We start from the raw sequence: 15,373 nt of genomic DNA, 5'->3' as shown, positions 1-15,373 counted from the left end.
GCGCATGGACGAGACCCGCCTGACCCAGCTTGGCCGCGAGGTGCGCGGCTTCGCGAGCCCCGACGAGGCGGTGCTGGAACGCGTGGCCAACCCGCAGGCCGACACCCTGTACCTGGCGCGGTTCGTGGCGCCCGAGTTCACCTCGCTCTGCCCGGTCACCGGCCAGCCGGACTTCGCCCATCTGGTGATCGACTACGCCCCGGGCGAGTGGCTGATCGAATCGAAGTCGCTGAAGCTCTACCTGACCTCGTTCCGCGACCACGGGGCGTTCCACGAGGACTGCACCGTGGCGATCGGGCGGCGGATCGTCGCCGTCGCCGAACCGCGCTGGCTGCGTATTGGCGGGTACTGGTTTCCACGCGGCGGCATCCCGATCGACGTGTTCTGGCAAAGCGGCCCGCCCCCGGAAGGCTTGTGGCTGCCCGACCAAGGCGTGGCGCCCTATCGTGGACGGGGCTGAGTCTCGCGATCAGCAACTGGATTGGGCGTGGCCCCAGTTCGGATCCCCAAACTACTGAGGTTCGGGCCAGTTAAACTTTCCTGCTCGGCGTTTATTCTAGGAAATCCTATCGAAATCAGATGAGGACTGCGGGTGGGCGATTCTCCTCTGAGGGGAAAAGCCGCGGCTGCTGTCGATCCGCCGCTTCGGGCTTTGCAAATCCGTTAATCGCGCCTATAACCGGAGCGCCCATCTCTCCTCGGGCGTGTCACCTCAGGCCGGACGGCGCCTCGCGCCGCCCGGCCGTTGTGTTTTCAGGGCCTCAGGATCCGTTCCTGGCCCCTCTCACCCCAGCGAAACCCGGGCCGCGGCCATGGCCGCCTGAGACGGCGCGGCGCGTCGCGACGGCGCCCGTCGAGTGCAGGCCCCGAACATCCGAGCTCGAAGGCTCCAGCCCGGCCGAGGCGCCAAGGACGGTCCGCGCGAAAAATTCGAGCGCGTGTCGTGAGGCCCGCCGGTCGTTCGTCCTCGGGATACGAAGACCCGGAGAGAGGCAATGCGGAAGACGACCGCCATGACCCGTGTCACGCTGAACGGCGTCATGCCGTCGCGCGGAGCGCCCCGATGAGCCCCACCATCACCGCCTTCGAACGATCTCCCGATCGCGGCAGGGGACTGGCGCGTGACATGCGCGTTCGCTGGGCGTTTGAGGAAGTTGGCCAGCCTTACGACGTCCGTCTGCTTTCGTTCGGTGAAATGAAGGAAGCCGCGCATCGTGCGCTCCATCCTTTCGGGCAGATCCCGACCTATGAAGACGGCGATCTCGCGCTGTTCGAGTCGGGCGCCATCGTGCTCCATATCGCCGAGCGCCACGCGGGCCTGCTGCCGGACGATGCGAACGCCCGGGCGCGGGCGATATCATGGATGTTCGCCGCCCTAAGCACGATGGAGCCGCCGATCGTAGATCGCACAACCGCCATTCTCGTGGAGCGCGACAGGACCTGGCACGAGCAGCGCCTTCCCCTTGTCGAGGATCGCATCCGCGGTCGGCTTGGCGAACTTTCCGATCGCCTTGGCGACGCCGACTGGCTCGACGGTGAGTTCAGCGCCGGTGATCTGCTGATGGTGTCGGTGCTGCTCAGGTTGAGCGGATCGGGCATTTTGGAGGAATATCCGAACCTCTCTGCCTATCTCGCCCGCGGCGAGGCGCGGCCCGCCTACCAGCGTGCTTTCGCCGCGCAGTTGGCGGTTTTCACCGCCGCATCCGGCGGCTCGCGCGGGGCGCCCATCAGGACGAAGCCGGCCATCCGCTCCGCGCCTGAGAGCCCCAAGATGACCTGAGAGCCCCAGGATGATGGGACACGATGCTCATCCCCATGCCTGCGGCCGCAATTCTCTCTGGGGAGAGGTGTCGTGTCCCTGTATTCCGGCTGGACCGACTGGCCCATAAGCGGAACCTGGCATCGTTCCGAAGGGGCGGCTTCATGCGGGCGCTCGATGCGCGAGGCCTGCCGGCTGCCTCTGGCGATCTCATTCCCAGCCTCCTGATCGCGGCGTATACTTCGGTGGCATTCAGAGCGCGCGCTCCTTGCGGGCGGCATCGGAGCAGGGCCCCTGGGTCGATGCCGCTCGCATGGATCAACTCGACTTAGAGACACGCCGACAGCGCGACTTTACCAGAACTGGCCAAGGTTAAGCTGGCGGCAGGAGGTGAAGCGGCAGGAGGTGAAAATGGCGACGAACGGCGGTTCCATGCGATGCGCCGGGGGCGTTCTCGGTCAGCACCGTCACATTTGCGCTTTCTTCAACAGCGCCGACGAGGAGCACAGGGTGCTTCGCTCGTTCATCAAAGAGGGCTTTGAGCGGGGGGACAAAGCTTGCCACCTCGTGGACCCTGATCTGCGGGAAGATCATCTCAGGCGACTCGCCGACGCCGGCATTGACGTGGCGCAGGCGATGGATACGGGCCAGCTCGAACTGCGGCGCTGGCAGGACACTTACCTGCGTGACGATCGCTTCGATCAAGATGCGATGCTCGCCTTGATCGAAGAGGTGCTCCAGTCGGGGGCGGCTTCCGGTTATCCGCTTACGCGGTTGGTGGCGCATATGGAATGGGCGCTGCGCGACAACCCAGGCGTGGGCGACCTGGTGGAATATGAGACACGCCTCAATTACCTGCTTCCCAAATATGCTGATCCGGTGATCTGCGCCTATGACCTGTCGAAGTTCAGCGCCAGCGTGGTGATGGACGTCATGCGGACTCACCCGGTCGTGATTGTCGGAGAAGTGCTGCACGAGAATCCGTACTTCGTTCCCCCAGACCAGCTTCTGCTCGAACTCCGGGAGCGAGGCGGGTCCGCACGAATGCAATAATCACGAGGGAGCGCCAATGGGTCCCGAGCCCGATGTGCTTCGGCTGCAAAGAGCACTCCGAGACCTCGTGGCGCTGTCGAGCGTCCCAGCGGCGTGGGTCGGAAGAGAACCGCCTGCCATCGCTTCCGGGCTCGCCGATGTGCTGGTCAATACGTTGTATCTCGACTTCGCTTTCGTTCGTTTGTCCGGCCCCGGCGGGGGCGCCGCGGTCGAAATCGCGCGTGGAAGCGCATGGCGCGCATTTCCGGAATGGCGGCAGCAGTATTTCGCCGCCCACGGCCGCCTGTCGCGCACGGAAGTCGTCGCCGACATCCGCGGCGGCGCGCAGGGAGGCTGCGGCATTGTCATTCCCGTCGGGATTGACGGCGAGAGCGGTCTGGTTGCGGCGGCGTGTGATCGCGCGGGCTTTCCCACCGAAACCGACCAACTGCTGCTCTCCGTGGCGGCGAACCATGCCGCGACGGCCTTTCGGATGGCGGACCTCGTTCACAATCACCGCAGCGCCGAGGAAGCGTTACGCGAGAGCGAGCGCCAGCTTCGCAAAGCCCGCGACGAACTCGAGATGCGAGTGGCGGAGCGGACCATCGAATTACAACGCAGCGAGGCCTACTTGGCCGCAGCGCAGCGGCTAAGCCATACGGGCAGTTTTGGCTGGGATGCTTCCAGCGGGAAACTGTCCTGGTCGGAGGAAACCTTTCGAATCCTGGAATGCGACCGAGACGATCAGCCGACAGTAGAGTTCATTTTACAACGAACGCATCCGTACGACAGAGCGCGTGTTCAGAAAACAATAGATCTCGCAACGCAGGGCAAAAAACATCTCGACTTTGAACACCGGTTGCTGATGCCAGATGGAAGAATCAAGAATATTCATATAGTAGGCCATCCTGTGTTCGACGAATCCGGCGAATTCTTTGAATTCGTGGGAACCGCGATGGATGTGACCGAGCGCCGGCGGGCGGAGGAAGAACGGCAGGCGCTGGCGCACGCCAACCGCGTCGCGACCATGGGGCAGCTCACCGCCTCGATCGCGCACGAGGTCAAGCAGCCGATCGCCGCGACGGTGGTGAATGCTCAGGCGGCGCTGCGCTGGCTCGGCGCCCAGCCGCCGGAGCTGGAGGAAGTGCGGCAGGCGCTTGAGCGCGTCGCCGGGGACGGCCTGCGCGCCAGCGAGGTGATCGACCGGATCCGGGCCCTGGTCGAAAAGGCGCCCCCACGCAAGGAGGCCCTGGCGCTCAACGAAGTCATCTGCGAGGTCATCGTCCTGCTCCATGGCGAGGTGGTGAAGCACGGCATCGCGGTGCAGACCCAGCTAGCCGAAGGCCTGCCGCGCATCCAAGGGGATCGGGTGCAATTGCAGCAGGTGATTCTGAACCTGATCCTCAACGCCATCGAGGCGATGCGCGGCGTAGGCGAAGGGGCGCGCGAGTTGCGGGTCAGCACTGTGAAGGCCGACGCGGGCGGCGTGCTGGTCGCGGTGCGGGATACGGGTCCCGGGTTGGATCCCGTCAAGCTCGAGCGGCTGTTCGAGGCGTTCTACACGACCAAGCCCGGCGGCCTGGGCATGGGCCTTTCCATCTGCCGCTCGATCGTCGAGGCCCACGGCGGGCAATTGTGGGCGGACGTGAACACGCCGCAGGGCGCCGTCCTACAGTTTGTCGTGCCGCGCGGCGCACCGGAGGTTCAGCCGGAGCAACCGCCGCCATTGGTCGCGACCACCGCGGGTCCGGTCGGAGGTTAATTGCCAGGCAACGCGAACCCGGCGCTAGCTTGACCTGCGGCGCCTTGCCGAGGTCGAGGCGGCCGGCCGGCCGGTGAACGCGCTCATCGCCGCGAGACAGACGGACTGGCGCGCGGAAGGCGGGGCTAGCCGGCGTCGCGCCAGCGGCTGACCAGCGCGGCGACATCGGGGCGTTCGCGCTCCATCGGCGGCTCGCGCGGGGTGCCCATCAGGACGAAGCCGGCCACTCTCTCCGCCCCGGAGAGCCCCAGGATGGCGTTGGCCTGGGCGTCGTAGGCGTACCAGTCGGTGATCCAGTTCGCGCCATAGCCGAGGGCCTGGGCGCCGTAGAGCAGGGTCGTGCAGGCGGCGCCGGCCGACAGCTCCTGCTCCCAGGCGGGGATCGGCGCTTCCCGAGGCGAGGCGATGACTGCCACGCAGAGCGGCGGAATCTTCAACTTGGCGAGCTTGGCGGCGGCGGTCGCGTCGTCGCGCGAGAGGGCCAGCGCCTCGAGGCGCGCGGCGAAGGCGGCCTTGGCCTGTCCATCGAGGATCACGAAGCGCCAGGGGGCGAGCTTTCCGTGGTCCGGAACCCGCGCGGCCAGGCGCAGGAGGATGTCCAGCTCATCGGCGCTGGGCGCCGGCGCATTGAGGGTCACGGCGGAGGCCGAGCGGCGGGTCGCCAGGAATCGGAGCACCTCGGGCGCCGGCGCCTGGGGGACGGGCGCGCCGAATTGGGGGGCAGGCGGCAGGGCGACGGTCACGGGAGGCCTCGCGGGCTTTAAGAAGACGATAGGATGGCTCCTTTATGGGTGCGCCCGCCCGCACCGCAAGGAGAGGCGCCGAGCATGGCCGACAAACCCGCCTGGCTGCGGCCGCACGGCGAGCCATGGAAGCCCGGGGTCGAGCGCCTGGCGTTCGAGAGCGACTGGATCCAGGTGATCGAGCAGACGGCCATCGCGCCCACGGGCAGGGCCTCGCCCTATGGGATGGTGCGGTTCAAGAACCTGGCCGTGGCGGTGATGCCGATCCACGAGGACGGGACGGTGGTGCTGGTCGGCCAGCACCGGTTTCCGCTGGGCGACTATAGCTGGGAGCTGCCGGAAGGCGGCGCGCCGCTGGACGAGGATCCGCTGGAGGGCGCCAAGCGCGAACTGGCCGAGGAGACCGGCCTGGCGGCGGCCGAGTGGCGCGAGGTGCTGCGCACCCAGCTTTCCAATTCGGTCACCGACGAGCGGATGGTCGGTTACCTGGCGCTGGGGCTTTCCCAGGCCGCCGCGGCCCACGCGGCCGACGAGACCGAGGCGATCGCCCTGGCCCGCGTGCCGTTCCGCGAGGCGCTGGAGGCGGCGATGGCCGGATACCTTCCCGACATGCTGACGGTGGCGATGCTGCTGCGGGGCTACCATATGGCTCGGGAAGGGTCTTTGCCGGGCGCGCTGGGGCGCGCCATGCTAGGATAGGGGAAACGCCTCATGGGGCGGGAGGACCAGATGAGCCAGCAACGCCTGGAAGTCGTGAACCCGGCCAATGCGCCGCCGGTGTGGGCGGCGCTGCGCAACGAGGCCGAGGCCGCGGGCCAGAAGGAGGCGGCGCTGGCCAGCCTGCTGGCGGCGGTGATCCTGAACCACAAGACGCTGGGCGGGGCCTTGTCCTACCAGCTCGCGCGCAAGCTGGGCGACCAGGAGCTGCGGGCGATGAGTATCCGCGAGATCGCGGAGGACGCCTATGAGGCCAATCCAGGCCTGGTCTCCACGGCGGAAGCCGACCTGAAGGCGGTGTTCGAGCGCGACCCGGCCTGCAAGGGCTATCTGCAGCCCTTCCTGTTCTTCAAGGGGTTCCTGGCGCTGCAGACCCAGCGGGTCGCCCATTGGCTGTGGGAGGAGGGCCGCGAGACGCTGGCGCTCTATCTGCAGAGCCGGATGAGCGAGCTGTTCCAGGTGGACATCCATCCCGCCACCCGCATCGGGCGCGGCGTGTTCATCGACCACGGCACCGGCATCGTGATCGGCGAGACCGCGGTGATCGGCGACGACGTCTCCATGCTGCAGGGCGTGACCCTGGGCGGCACGGGCGCCGAGCGCGGCGATCGCCATCCGAAGATCGGCAAGGGCGTCCTGCTGGGGGCCGGGGCCAAGGTGCTGGGAAATATCGAGATCGGCGACTACGCCAAGATCGCCTCCGGTTCGGTGGTGCTGAAGCCGGTGCCGGCGGGCTGCACCGCGGCCGGCGTGCCGGCGCGACTGGTCAACTGCCCGACCTGCGACGAACCGGCCAAGAGCATGGATCACACCCTGGCCGAAGCCGTCTACGACTACGTGATCTGAGGATTTCCGCCGTTCCTGGTTTTCGTGGGCGCCGCGACCGGCTAGGTTCGCGCCGCTTTTGAAGACTTTAAGGAGCTGGGCGTGGACGAACGAATGATCCGGAAGATCGAGGGCCATCTTCGCGGCACCTTCGCCAACGCCCGCATCACGCTGACGCCGCGGCCCAAGCAGAAGGACTCCGCCGAGGTCTATATCGGCGAGGAGTTCGTGGGCGTGGTGTTCGAGGACGAGGACGGCGACGGCTCGTTCATGTTCGAGATGGCGATCCTGGCCGAGGACCTGCCGTAGGGCCGGCGCGCCTCAGCGAATCTGCACGACGTTCAGGCTGCCGGCCGGAAGCGGCGGGAGTTCCGGCTGCGGCTTGGCCGTGTCGAGCCACGGCGCCCATAGCGCCTGCGGCAGGATGGCGATCTGGCGGTCGTGAAACGCCGCGATGTCCGGCCCCGGCGGCATGGTCAGCAGGGTGAAGCGGTCGTCGCGCACCAGTCCGGCGATACAGAAGAGTTCGCCGGCGGCGGCCGTGAACAGCCACTTCGACTTGGGGGCCTTGGGGCCGGTGAACTCGTAGAAGCCGTCGGCCGGGATCAGGCAGCGCCCGGCCGGGAAGCGGCGGCCGTCGGAGCGGAAATTGATCACCGGCCCGCCCTTGTGCGGGTTGGGGAAGCCCCAGCGAAGCTGCTTCAGCTCCGCGCCGTCGCCAGCGCCGACCAGGATCGGGGCCGGATCGGTGGGGCGGATGGAATCGCGCGGCTCCAGGTTCGGCGCGCCGCCGGCCCAGTGGATCGGGATGTTCAACTGGCCGAAGACGTCGGCCAGATGGTCCAGGGACTGTTTGAACCGGTACTCGTTGCACATCGTAGAAAACCTACATCGTGACGGGCGTCAGGCCGCGCCGCGGATGATCCGGCGGGCCTGGAAGGGCGGGATGATGGCGGTGATATGGGCCGCCCAGCGCAGGCGCGCGTCCTGGCGAGTGGGCCCGGCGATGCTTTCCAGGTCGTAGAGGCCGGAGCGCGAGCCGCGCAGCAGGCGCTTGACGAGCACCTCCTCGGTCTCCAGTTCGACGACCACCACATGGCCCAGCATGTCGGGGCTGGGCGCGGTCTTCTGGTCCTCGAAATAGATCAGCGCCCCATCGTCGGCGATGCCGCGCATGGAGTGGCCGACCACCAGCAGGGCGCGGGCGTGCTCGGTGCCGCCGGGCGGGATCGGCGCCAGGTCGCCGGGCTCCTGACCCGTAGCGAAGAGCACCAGCCCGTCGGGGTTGGCGCCCACGCGGCCGATGATCGGCACGAAGCCCGGCTCGGCGGCGGGCAGCATGGCGCCGGCCGCGTCATAGAGCCATTCCGGCCGAACGCCGAAGGCCGCGGCGTACTCCTTGGCCCGGCGATAGGAGAAGGGCGCGTTGCCGTTCTCGTTCGAGCCATAGGTGTTGCGGTTCCAGCCGAAGGCGTCGGCCGCGGCGGCGGCCGTGTCGAAGCCCTTGGCCTGACGGGCCTGGCGCAGGCGCAGGAAGCGCTCGTCCATAGGAAATCTCCGGCAGAAGATTTTTCAGCAGATAAAGTACGATTTCCTTTGGCGCAAGCACCGCATGTTTTGTACGGTGGCGGACATGAAGCCGTTCAAACCGCCCAGCCCGACCCTCATCGCCGCCAGCTACGCGGCCTGCCGCCATGGCGGCGTCCCACCGGACCTGGCCGGCGTGCAACTCGACCTGCCGGCGGCGACGGCGGCGCAGTTGGAGCGGCTGTTCCTGCGGCGGGCCAGCGGCGGGGCGAACGCCATGCGGCCGCGATTCGCGCGGCATGCCGCCCATGTGCGCGCCGCGATGGGCGAGGGCGGTTTCCCGGCCCTGCCGGAGCGGCGGCGGTGAGCGGCGCGGGCGAGGACGCCGCGGCCATGGTGGCCCGCGCGCTCAGCCGCCGGGCGCCGAAGGAGCGGGCGCGGTTCCTGCGCGAGCTGCTGGCGCACACCGCGGCCGGGCTGGTGGTGATCGAGGGCGACCGGGCGGCGGGCGAGGCGGTCTACCGGCTGGCCGACGCCGTGGTGGCGCGCGGCGGACGCTGAGGCCATCGTTGAATTTGCAGGACAATCCGGAGGATGTGATGGGACGCGCCTACGACCCCGCCCGCGCCATGCGCGAGCGGCTGAAGCAGCTCGAGGCCCGCGAACGGGCGCGCACCCAGGCGCGGGCGGTCGCCGAGGGCGTGGCCGAGACCGTGGAACTGGCCGAGGCGCGCGGCTCGGCGTTCGACAAGGCCCAGGCCCGGCGCGGCGAGCGCGAAACGCCCTATCGCCGACAGGCCGGGCTCGACTGGCTCGAACGCAAAGGCCGGATCACCGCGGCGCAGAAGGCGGCGGGCGAGGCCTATGGGGCGTGTTGGCGGCGGGCTGGATCGGGCCCGTCGATCGGCTCCAGCCTGGAGGTCCAGCCAAGCGGCGGCTTGGCGGCGGGGCCTTCGCTGGCCCAGCTCCTGCGCCAGGCGGCCGGGCGGCAGAGGGCGGAGGCCGAGCTGGAGGCCTTGCGCGCGCGGCTGCTCGGCCAGTCGGACCTGGTCAGCGTCTGCGACCTGGTGTGCGGCCAGGAGCTGACGCCGCGGGAGGCGGGCGGCGGCGAGCGCGAGGCGGCGCGGATCGAGGCCGTGCTGAAGGTCGCCCTGGACCTGCTGCGCCTGGATCCTAGCCGTCGGCCTCCAGGGTGAGGACCTGTTTGGGAACCTCAAGCTCGAAGGCAAGGCCATCGGCGGTCCAGGCCATTTCGACGGTCGCCTTGAGGTGGTCGGCGGCGCGGGCGATGACCGTCGAGCCGACACCGCGCCGGGTGGGCGGCGAGCGCACGGGCGGGCCGTCCTGCTCGCTCCATTTGAAGGTGACCCGGCCGTCGCCGGCGCGCCGCCAGGCGATCATCACCTTGCCGCGTTCGGTGGAGAGGGAGCCGTGCTTTACCGCGTTGGTGGCCAGTTCGTGGATGATCATCGCCATGGACTGGGCGGCGGCTGGCTCCATGGGCACCGGCGGCCCGGCGATCCAGACCTGCGGCCGGTCGTCCATGAAGGGCGAGAGCTCCTCGCTGACCAGGAGGTGCAGATCGGCGCCGATCCAGCGGCTCTTGGCGAGCAGGGTGTGGGCGCGGGCCAGGGCCTGGATGCGGCCGTGCAGCGTCTCGCGGAACTCGTCGACGGTCTCCGCGCGGCTGAGGCGCACCATCGACTGGACGACGGCCAGCATATTGTTGGCGCGGTGGTTGACCTCGTGGGCGAGCAGCCGCTGGCGGTCCTCGGCGGCCTTTCGTTCGGTGATGTCGACCAGCATGTTCACCGCGCCGACCATGCGGCCCTCGGCGTCGAACAGGGGCGTCGGATAGGGCATGAAGGTGACGCGGGTGCCGTCCGGCCGTTCGGCGATGGCCTCCGCGCCGCGATTGGGCTTGCCCTCGCGCAAGGCGACGGCCATCGGGCATTCGCAGTGCGGCAGGGGCGTGCCGTCGAGGTTGTAGAGCTTCCAGGTGACGCACCACGCGTCGCCCAGGACAGGCCGGCGGCCGGCGAACTCGACGGCGGCGTCGTTGTAGAAGGTGATGTTGCCTTGGGCGTCGGTGGTGTAGATCGCCGCCGGCAGGGCGTTCAGAAGGTCGCGGTAGAAGATCTCACGGCCGTCGAACGACCGCTGCGCTTCGGCGAGGCGCACGACCTCGGAGGCCGCCGTCAGGGCCGAACGGTCGACGGACGCTTCAAATCCGGGAGTCATGGCCGCTCTTCGCCCCACCCGCCACGAACGCGAAAGCGCTTCCGCGGCACGTTTGCCGACAACGGGCGAAAGGCGATCCCGTTCCAAGCTTTCGGTAGCGGCCGTCGCCTAGCGGCAGTATGTTCCTCGTTTGTTCTTGACTTTCGCGCGCGATTTCGCTAGGTTTGCGTCAGCGTCGATGGCTGCGCCGGCCCATCGGCCGGCGCCGGCTTAACCGTGCGCCGCGGTGCGCGTCGGCGCCACTTCATGCACCGGGCGGGGCGAGGGATGAAGCGCGGCCGCCGGCGAACCGGCCGCGCGGCGCGGCTCGCTTTTATGGACCCGGCTTTGCGATGATGTCTTTTGCTTCGACCCTTTCCGCCCTGCTGCGGCCGTTGCGCCGGCGGGGTGCAGATGCGCGCGCCGCGCGCCGCCTGGGGTTGGGCCTGCCGCCGGCCTGGCGCACGGCGCAGCGTTCGGTGAAGGGGCGGCTGCCGCCGACGCGGCATCCCCGGCGGGTGCGGATCGACACCTCGAACTAAAAAGGTCGGCCGGCCGTGGCCCGCAACCTTGTGGGCGGGGCAACGTTTCGATCCTGCAATATTGGGGCGGGGCCCTTCCCAGGAGAGAAACAAGATGAAGTCGTTACTGGCGATCGCCCTGTGCGCTACGGCCCTTTGCGGCGCCGCGCCGACGCTCGCCCAGCCCTACGCCCCGCCGGCGGCCGGCGCCGTGCGCCCCGGCCACGACCTTCGCGAACAGCTCGATACCCTGCAGCACCGCATCGACGACGGCATCCGCGCGGGCCAGATCGACCGGGGCGAGGCGGACCGCGCCATGCGCGAGCTGACCTCGATCCGCGAGGAGCAGGATCGGATGCGGGCGCGCACCGGCGGCGAGCTCAGCGAGATGGACCGCGGCCGCCTGCAGGAACGGCTCGACGGCCTCAGCCGCTCGATCCACTGGATGCGCGAGCACGGGCCGGGGCCGGGCGCCCCGCCGGTGGCCGCGCCGCCGGTCGTCGCGCCGCCCCCCGTCGCCGGCGACTGGACCCTGGAGCGGCGCGAATCCTGGATCCAGGAACGCATCGACCGCGGGCGCGGCGACGGAACGCTGAGCCGGCACGAAGCCTTCCGGGCCCAGGCCGCGCTGAACGACATCCGCGCCACCCAGGGGCGGATGATGCGACACGCCGGCGGACGGCTTCGCGACTCCGACCGGTTCTATCTGGAAGGACGCCTTTCGCGGCTCCGCGACAGCATCCGCAGCGCCCGCGACGAGGTTCCGCCGTGGCAGCGTAACTAGCGGCCAGGGATCGATCGGACCGGAAACGGCGCAGTCCGCGCAACCTCGACGGGGGCCCGGCGTTGGTTGGCGGCTCCGTCGCGCTTTCGCGCCACGGCGAAATTGGGAGATGTACCGAACGTGAAAATCACCCTGTCCGCAGTGGCGATCGCCGCTGTCCTGGGCCTTGGCGGCGTGGCCGTCAGCGCTGGAACCGCCTCGGCCCGCGTGGTCTGCAACGCCGACGGCGACTGCTGGCACACCGACAGCCGAGCCACCTATGGCCGGCACGTTGTGGTGCAGTCCCACCCGGACGACTGGTACTTCCACCAGAAGTGGGACCAGAGCAACCAGCGCCATTGGCGGGACACGCATGAAGGCCGCGGCTACTACGCCCACGGCGTCTGGGTTCCGCGCTAGCCCAACCGAGCTGAAAATGTAGCGAAAGGGCGGTCTTCGGGCCGCCCTTTTTGCTTGGGCGATGGGGCGGGCCGCGCAACCCCGGTCGGGCGTTCGGCGTTTTTCCCGCCAGCCACACCGCGACCGAGGGCGCGGCGGCGAGATTGGAGAGAGACCCTATGAAGACCAAATTACCCGTCGCGGCGATCGCCGCTGTCATCGGCATCGGCGCGCTGGCGACCGCCGGCGCCGCCTCGGCGCGGATCGTATGCAACGCCGAGGGCGACTGCTGGCACGTCGACAACCGCGTCGTCTATCCGCACGTCGTGCTGCGGTCCCATCCCGACGACTGGTATTTCCACCAGCATTGGGACAGCGATCGCGAGCACCACTGGCGCGACTATCACGAGGGCCGTGGCTACTACGAGCACGGCGTCTGGGTTCCGCGCTAAGGCGTGAACCTGATTTCAGACAAGGGAAAGGGCGGTCACTGGGCCGCCCTTTTTCGTGGGCGGCGTCCAGCGGGGACCCGGGTCTTCCTCCTCCCCTTGCGGGAGGAGGTGTCAGCCGGAGGGCTGACGGAGGTGGGGTCGCGCTGGGCTCTCGGCGCGAGACTGAGCTTCGAGCTGCGCCGGGAGGCCGAGAAACCCCACCTCCGACCCGCTGCGCGGGCCACCTCCTCCCACAAGGGGAGGAGGCAGCCTTAGGCGCCGGCCTGAATGTCGATGAGCCCTAGACTTGGCCTCTCAACGCCCCGCGTTCGCGGCGGCGAGCTGTTCCACCAGGTCGAGGGAAGGCTTGTGGAAGGCGGCGCGGGCGTGGACGCCGTCGGCGCCGAACTCGAGCACGGTGTCGTTGGCGGGCGTGTAGGCCGGCCAGGCGGCGGCGGGCGTGCTGGGATCGCCGGCCTTGGCGAAGGCGACCCAGGCGTCGGTCATGGCGGCGCCGGACTTGCGGTCGTCCGGGGTGGCCGCCGGGATGGTGCGGGTTCCCTGGACGCGGTCGTGGTCGGGGAGGGTGCCGAAGACGTACATCAGCTCCCCGCCGTGGGCGAGGCCGTGGGTCGTCGGACGCTGCGACGCCGGGATGTAGCTGTCGTAGTAGACCCAGGCCTTCTGGCCGTTCCTGACGTGCAGGCGGGCGAGCAGGCGATCGGGCTCGATAACCATGGCCTCGGTGGCCAGGTCCCACTGGACGTTCTTGAGGTCCGCCGGGCTGCCGTAGACGGCGACGAGCTTGTCGCGGAGCGGGCCGGCGTTGTCGAGCGGGGTGTTGTTGGGGAAGAGGCTCGCCTCCCAACTGTTGCCGCCGGCGATTTAGGGGACCTTCAGCTCGCGGCCGGCGGCGAAGGCCGCGGCGGGGCCCTCGGGCATCACCTTGCCGTCGACGATCGGGGTGATCTGGCCGGTGGCCTTGGAAAGCTGGTCGGCGGGAAGCGCGCGCAGGGCCTTCACGGCGTCGGGGCCGGTTCCGGCGACGCCAAGGCCGGTGGCGTAGGCCACGCCCGCCTTCTCGGCGGCGGCCATGGGCAGGCCCGGCACGCGGCCGAAGCCGGACTCCGAGATCGCCTTGGCGAACAGGCCCCTGGCCTGGGGCGAGGCCATCAGGTCGTTGATCAGGATGCCGCCGGCGCTCTCGCCGAAGGCCGTGACGTTTTTCGGATCGCCCCCGAAGGCGGCGATATTGGCCTGCACCCACTTCAGGGCCGCGATGTTGTCCATCATGCCGTAGTTGGCGAGCGGGGCGCCGGGCTGCTCGGCGGTCAGCGCCGGATGGGCGAAGAAGCCCAGGCGTCCCAGGCGGTAGTTGACCGTCACCAGCACCACGCCGCGCTCGGCGAAGTGGGTCCCGTCATAGATGGCGTTGGAGCCCGAGCCGCCGGTGAAGGAGCCGCCGTGGATGAACACCATCACCGGCAGCTTGCCGCCCGGCTTGAAGCCGGCGGGCGTCCAGACGTTGAGGGTGAGGCAGTCCTCCGACTGCTTCACGTCGGGGGTGACCTGGCGCATCTGCATGCACATGGGGCCGTAGGCCGTGGCGTCGCGAACGCCGGTCCAGGACGCGGGAGATTGCGGCGGCCGCCAGCGCAGGTCGCCCACCGGCGGGGCGGCGAAGGGGATGTTCTTGAAGCTGGCCACCGGGCCGGCCGTGGCGCCGTGGAGCGTCCCTTGCGCCACCTTCACGGTGTCGGCGGCGAAGGCGGGCGCGGCGAGGCCGGCCAGGGCGAGAACCGCCGCGGCGGCGAGGGTCGTGCGAAGGGTCATCTGTGGTCCATCCCCGTGGGCCCGCTTGTGGTTTCCGGCGTCCGGCTGCGGGAACCGGGACGGCGCGGAGGGTGCGCGGGGCGGCGGGGAGGGGTCAAGAGTGCCTGATCGTGACTCTCAGGCGGCGTCGGGCAAGTCCGCTCTCGAGGTGGAAGTCTGAGACCGCTTTCGACCCATAGCGGACGTTCCAAACGTCCACTCTCGACGCCTGTTCGATTTCGTCCCCGACCTGTCAGGCGCTCGCACATATCGACTTCAGATGACCCGACGCTGCGTGACCACGAGCTCTCGACCCACACAAGCGTGCCGCCGCGACGGGCGATGACAAGGATGTTTGACGTTGCCGGACAGGTATGACAAGGTTGTTTGTCATTTGGATTTTCGAGCTATGCCCAGCCGTCGACACGTCGCATTCATTCGATCTGTTGCATTGGCCGTTGTCGGCGCGGTGGTAATTTGGCTCGGCGGATCAGCGGTTTCGTGGGCCATCTTGGGCCCCGACGTCCAGGCGGCGGCGCCCTGGCTGGCGCTGGCCAAGTTCGCGAGCCTGGCTTGGGTGATCGCTGTGGGTTGGTTGGTCTCGTGGCGCCGGCTTGACGAGAGGGAACAGGAAACCCGCAAGACCTCCTGGTTCATTGGATCCACCGCGGCCATCTTGCTCACCGCGCCGGTCATGGTGTTCTGCCTTGTGGGCGGAGGCGCCTTTCTCGAGCATCTCCTCGGACGCCGCAGCACGCCCGGCGCACTCTTCACTCTGGGATGGGGCGGACTCGTTCTTGCCCAACTGCTGAGCACCTTGATCGCCCGGGCCGCGCAGCGGATGGCGAAACGCTAGCGGCCA

The 15,373-nt window shown here is 68.9% G+C and carries 21 protein-coding genes; 15 read left to right on the top strand and 6 right to left on the bottom strand.

Annotated elements, in window-relative coordinates; all coding sequences use genetic code 11:
* Window positions 1-4: 4 nt before the first annotated feature.
* The 4 genes from queF (at window position 5) to VNW53_RS15160 (ending at window position 4,553) form a co-directional block, all read left to right on the top strand.
* Window positions 5-460 (top strand): preQ(1) synthase, encoded by a 456-nt coding sequence (gene queF, locus VNW53_RS15175; protein ID WP_325556601.1) that lies wholly within the window; start codon window positions 5-7, stop codon window positions 458-460.
* A 603-nt stretch (window positions 461-1,063) separates the two neighbouring features.
* The gene (locus VNW53_RS15170) at window positions 1,064-1,780 is read left to right on the top strand and encodes a glutathione S-transferase family protein (RefSeq protein ID WP_325556600.1); all 717 of its coding nucleotides are present in this window, start codon (window positions 1,064-1,066) and stop codon (window positions 1,778-1,780) included.
* A 390-nt stretch (window positions 1,781-2,170) separates the two neighbouring features.
* Window positions 2,171-2,812, top strand: a complete 642-nt coding sequence (locus VNW53_RS15165; RefSeq protein WP_325556599.1) for an MEDS domain-containing protein — start codon at window positions 2,171-2,173, stop codon at window positions 2,810-2,812.
* Between the two features lie 16 nt (window positions 2,813-2,828).
* A complete protein-coding gene (locus VNW53_RS15160; RefSeq protein ID WP_325556598.1) occupies window positions 2,829-4,553 on the top strand; it encodes an ATP-binding protein in 1,725 nt (574 codons plus the stop codon).
* A 125-nt stretch (window positions 4,554-4,678) separates the two neighbouring features.
* Here VNW53_RS15160 and VNW53_RS15155 read toward each other — a convergent pair whose 3' ends face one another.
* Window positions 4,679-5,230 (bottom strand): nitroreductase, encoded by a 552-nt coding sequence (locus VNW53_RS15155; protein ID WP_325556596.1) that lies wholly within the window; start codon window positions 5,228-5,230, stop codon window positions 4,679-4,681.
* Between the two features lie 150 nt (window positions 5,231-5,380).
* Between VNW53_RS15155 and VNW53_RS15150 the strand changes: the two genes are divergently transcribed.
* From VNW53_RS15150 to VNW53_RS15140, 3 genes are all read left to right on the top strand, one after another.
* The gene (locus VNW53_RS15150; protein WP_325556595.1) at window positions 5,381-5,995 is read left to right on the top strand and encodes an NUDIX hydrolase; all 615 of its coding nucleotides are present in this window, start codon (window positions 5,381-5,383) and stop codon (window positions 5,993-5,995) included.
* 30 nt (window positions 5,996-6,025) lie between these two features.
* Window positions 6,026-6,859, top strand: a complete 834-nt coding sequence (gene cysE, locus VNW53_RS15145) for a serine O-acetyltransferase (RefSeq protein ID WP_325556594.1) — start codon at window positions 6,026-6,028, stop codon at window positions 6,857-6,859.
* A gap of 81 nt (window positions 6,860-6,940) precedes the next feature.
* Window positions 6,941-7,147 carry a DUF3126 family protein gene (locus VNW53_RS15140; protein WP_293378241.1) on the top strand — a complete coding sequence of 69 codons (207 nt, stop codon included), beginning with the start codon at window positions 6,941-6,943 and terminating at the stop codon, window positions 7,145-7,147.
* A 12-nt stretch (window positions 7,148-7,159) separates the two neighbouring features.
* Here VNW53_RS15140 and VNW53_RS15135 read toward each other — a convergent pair whose 3' ends face one another.
* Together VNW53_RS15135 and VNW53_RS15130 are read right to left on the bottom strand one after the other, a co-directional pair.
* Complete coding sequence (locus VNW53_RS15135; RefSeq protein ID WP_325556592.1) at window positions 7,160-7,714, bottom strand: SOS response-associated peptidase; 555 nt, start codon at window positions 7,712-7,714, stop codon at window positions 7,160-7,162.
* A gap of 27 nt (window positions 7,715-7,741) precedes the next feature.
* Window positions 7,742-8,386, bottom strand: a complete 645-nt coding sequence (locus VNW53_RS15130; RefSeq protein WP_325556590.1) for a helix-turn-helix transcriptional regulator — start codon at window positions 8,384-8,386, stop codon at window positions 7,742-7,744.
* Between the two features lie 85 nt (window positions 8,387-8,471).
* Between VNW53_RS15130 and VNW53_RS15125 the strand changes: the two genes are divergently transcribed.
* The 3 genes from VNW53_RS15125 to VNW53_RS15115 are packed head-to-tail and all read left to right on the top strand — an operon-like array spanning window position 8,472 to window position 9,561.
* A complete protein-coding gene (locus tag VNW53_RS15125) occupies window positions 8,472-8,732 on the top strand; it encodes a hypothetical protein (RefSeq protein ID WP_325556589.1) in 261 nt (86 codons plus the stop codon).
* Window positions 8,729-8,926, top strand: a complete 198-nt coding sequence (locus tag VNW53_RS15120; RefSeq protein WP_325556588.1) for a hypothetical protein — start codon at window positions 8,729-8,731, stop codon at window positions 8,924-8,926. Before VNW53_RS15125 ends, VNW53_RS15120 begins: the two co-directional genes overlap by 4 nt.
* A gap of 38 nt (window positions 8,927-8,964) precedes the next feature.
* A complete protein-coding gene (locus VNW53_RS15115; RefSeq protein WP_325556586.1) occupies window positions 8,965-9,561 on the top strand; it encodes a hypothetical protein in 597 nt (198 codons plus the stop codon).
* Here VNW53_RS15115 and VNW53_RS15110 read toward each other — a convergent pair.
* Window positions 9,539-10,606: an HWE histidine kinase domain-containing protein gene (locus tag VNW53_RS15110; RefSeq protein ID WP_325556585.1), complete on the bottom strand. Its 1,068-nt coding sequence runs from the start codon at window positions 10,604-10,606 to the stop codon at window positions 9,539-9,541. The genes VNW53_RS15115 and VNW53_RS15110 overlap by 23 nt on opposite strands.
* A 332-nt stretch (window positions 10,607-10,938) precedes the next feature.
* Between VNW53_RS15110 and VNW53_RS15105 the strand changes: the two genes are divergently transcribed.
* The 4 genes from VNW53_RS15105 (at window position 10,939) to VNW53_RS15090 (ending at window position 12,720) form a co-directional block, all read left to right on the top strand.
* Complete coding sequence (locus VNW53_RS15105; RefSeq protein ID WP_325556584.1) at window positions 10,939-11,127, top strand: hypothetical protein; 189 nt, start codon at window positions 10,939-10,941, stop codon at window positions 11,125-11,127.
* A 94-nt stretch (window positions 11,128-11,221) separates the two neighbouring features.
* A complete protein-coding gene (locus tag VNW53_RS15100; RefSeq protein WP_325556582.1) occupies window positions 11,222-11,890 on the top strand; it encodes a hypothetical protein in 669 nt (222 codons plus the stop codon).
* A gap of 120 nt (window positions 11,891-12,010) precedes the next feature.
* Window positions 12,011-12,289 (top strand): hypothetical protein, encoded by a 279-nt coding sequence (locus VNW53_RS15095; protein ID WP_325556581.1) that lies wholly within the window; start codon window positions 12,011-12,013, stop codon window positions 12,287-12,289.
* 158 nt (window positions 12,290-12,447) lie between these two features.
* Window positions 12,448-12,720: a hypothetical protein gene (locus VNW53_RS15090; protein ID WP_325556579.1), complete on the top strand. Its 273-nt coding sequence runs from the start codon at window positions 12,448-12,450 to the stop codon at window positions 12,718-12,720.
* A 294-nt stretch (window positions 12,721-13,014) separates the two neighbouring features.
* On the opposite strand, the gene VNW53_RS15085 is transcribed toward VNW53_RS15090, so the two are convergent.
* A complete protein-coding gene (locus VNW53_RS15085) occupies window positions 13,015-13,584 on the bottom strand; it encodes a carboxylesterase family protein (protein ID WP_325556624.1) in 570 nt (189 codons plus the stop codon).
* Window positions 13,585-14,532 carry a carboxylesterase/lipase family protein gene (locus VNW53_RS15080; protein ID WP_325556577.1) on the bottom strand — a complete coding sequence of 316 codons (948 nt, stop codon included), beginning with the start codon at window positions 14,530-14,532 and terminating at the stop codon, window positions 13,585-13,587.
* A 490-nt stretch (window positions 14,533-15,022) separates the two neighbouring features.
* Between VNW53_RS15080 and VNW53_RS15075 the strand changes: the two genes are divergently transcribed.
* The gene (locus VNW53_RS15075; RefSeq protein ID WP_325556575.1) at window positions 15,023-15,367 is read left to right on the top strand and encodes a hypothetical protein; all 345 of its coding nucleotides are present in this window, start codon (window positions 15,023-15,025) and stop codon (window positions 15,365-15,367) included.
* The last annotated feature ends 6 nt before the right edge of the window (window positions 15,368-15,373 follow it).

It is taken from the genome of Phenylobacterium sp., assembly GCF_035569475.1.
Classification (GTDB): Bacteria; Pseudomonadota; Alphaproteobacteria; order Caulobacterales; family Caulobacteraceae; genus Phenylobacterium.
This window is presented reverse-complemented; position numbering and strand designations above follow the sequence as displayed.

What these genes read in the sequence shown, in the direction of transcription:
- queF (WP_325556601.1), top strand. Translation starts at nt 5, where the DNA reads ATGGACGAGACCCGCCTGACCCAGCTTGGCCGCGAGGTGCGCGGCTTC.
- VNW53_RS15170 (WP_325556600.1), top strand. Translation starts at nt 1,064, where the DNA reads ATGAGCCCCACCATCACCGCCTTCGAACGATCTCCCGATCGCGGCAGG.
- VNW53_RS15165 (WP_325556599.1), top strand. Translation starts at nt 2,171, where the DNA reads ATGGCGACGAACGGCGGTTCCATGCGATGCGCCGGGGGCGTTCTCGGT.
- VNW53_RS15160 (WP_325556598.1), top strand. Translation starts at nt 2,829, where the DNA reads ATGGGTCCCGAGCCCGATGTGCTTCGGCTGCAAAGAGCACTCCGAGAC.
- VNW53_RS15150 (WP_325556595.1), top strand. Translation starts at nt 5,381, where the DNA reads ATGGCCGACAAACCCGCCTGGCTGCGGCCGCACGGCGAGCCATGGAAG.
- cysE (WP_325556594.1), top strand. Translation starts at nt 6,026, where the DNA reads ATGAGCCAGCAACGCCTGGAAGTCGTGAACCCGGCCAATGCGCCGCCG.
- VNW53_RS15135 (WP_325556592.1), bottom strand. Translation starts at nt 7,714, where the DNA reads ATGTGCAACGAGTACCGGTTCAAACAGTCCCTGGACCATCTGGCCGAC.
- VNW53_RS15130 (WP_325556590.1), bottom strand. Translation starts at nt 8,386, where the DNA reads ATGGACGAGCGCTTCCTGCGCCTGCGCCAGGCCCGTCAGGCCAAGGGC.
- VNW53_RS15125 (WP_325556589.1), top strand. Translation starts at nt 8,472, where the DNA reads ATGAAGCCGTTCAAACCGCCCAGCCCGACCCTCATCGCCGCCAGCTAC.
- VNW53_RS15115 (WP_325556586.1), top strand. Translation starts at nt 8,965, where the DNA reads ATGGGACGCGCCTACGACCCCGCCCGCGCCATGCGCGAGCGGCTGAAG.
- VNW53_RS15110 (WP_325556585.1), bottom strand. Translation starts at nt 10,606, where the DNA reads ATGACTCCCGGATTTGAAGCGTCCGTCGACCGTTCGGCCCTGACGGCG.
- VNW53_RS15105 (WP_325556584.1), top strand. Translation starts at nt 10,939, where the DNA reads ATGATGTCTTTTGCTTCGACCCTTTCCGCCCTGCTGCGGCCGTTGCGC.
- VNW53_RS15100 (WP_325556582.1), top strand. Translation starts at nt 11,222, where the DNA reads ATGAAGTCGTTACTGGCGATCGCCCTGTGCGCTACGGCCCTTTGCGGC.
- VNW53_RS15090 (WP_325556579.1), top strand. Translation starts at nt 12,448, where the DNA reads ATGAAGACCAAATTACCCGTCGCGGCGATCGCCGCTGTCATCGGCATC.
- VNW53_RS15080 (WP_325556577.1), bottom strand. Translation starts at nt 14,532, where the DNA reads ATGACCCTTCGCACGACCCTCGCCGCCGCGGCGGTTCTCGCCCTGGCC.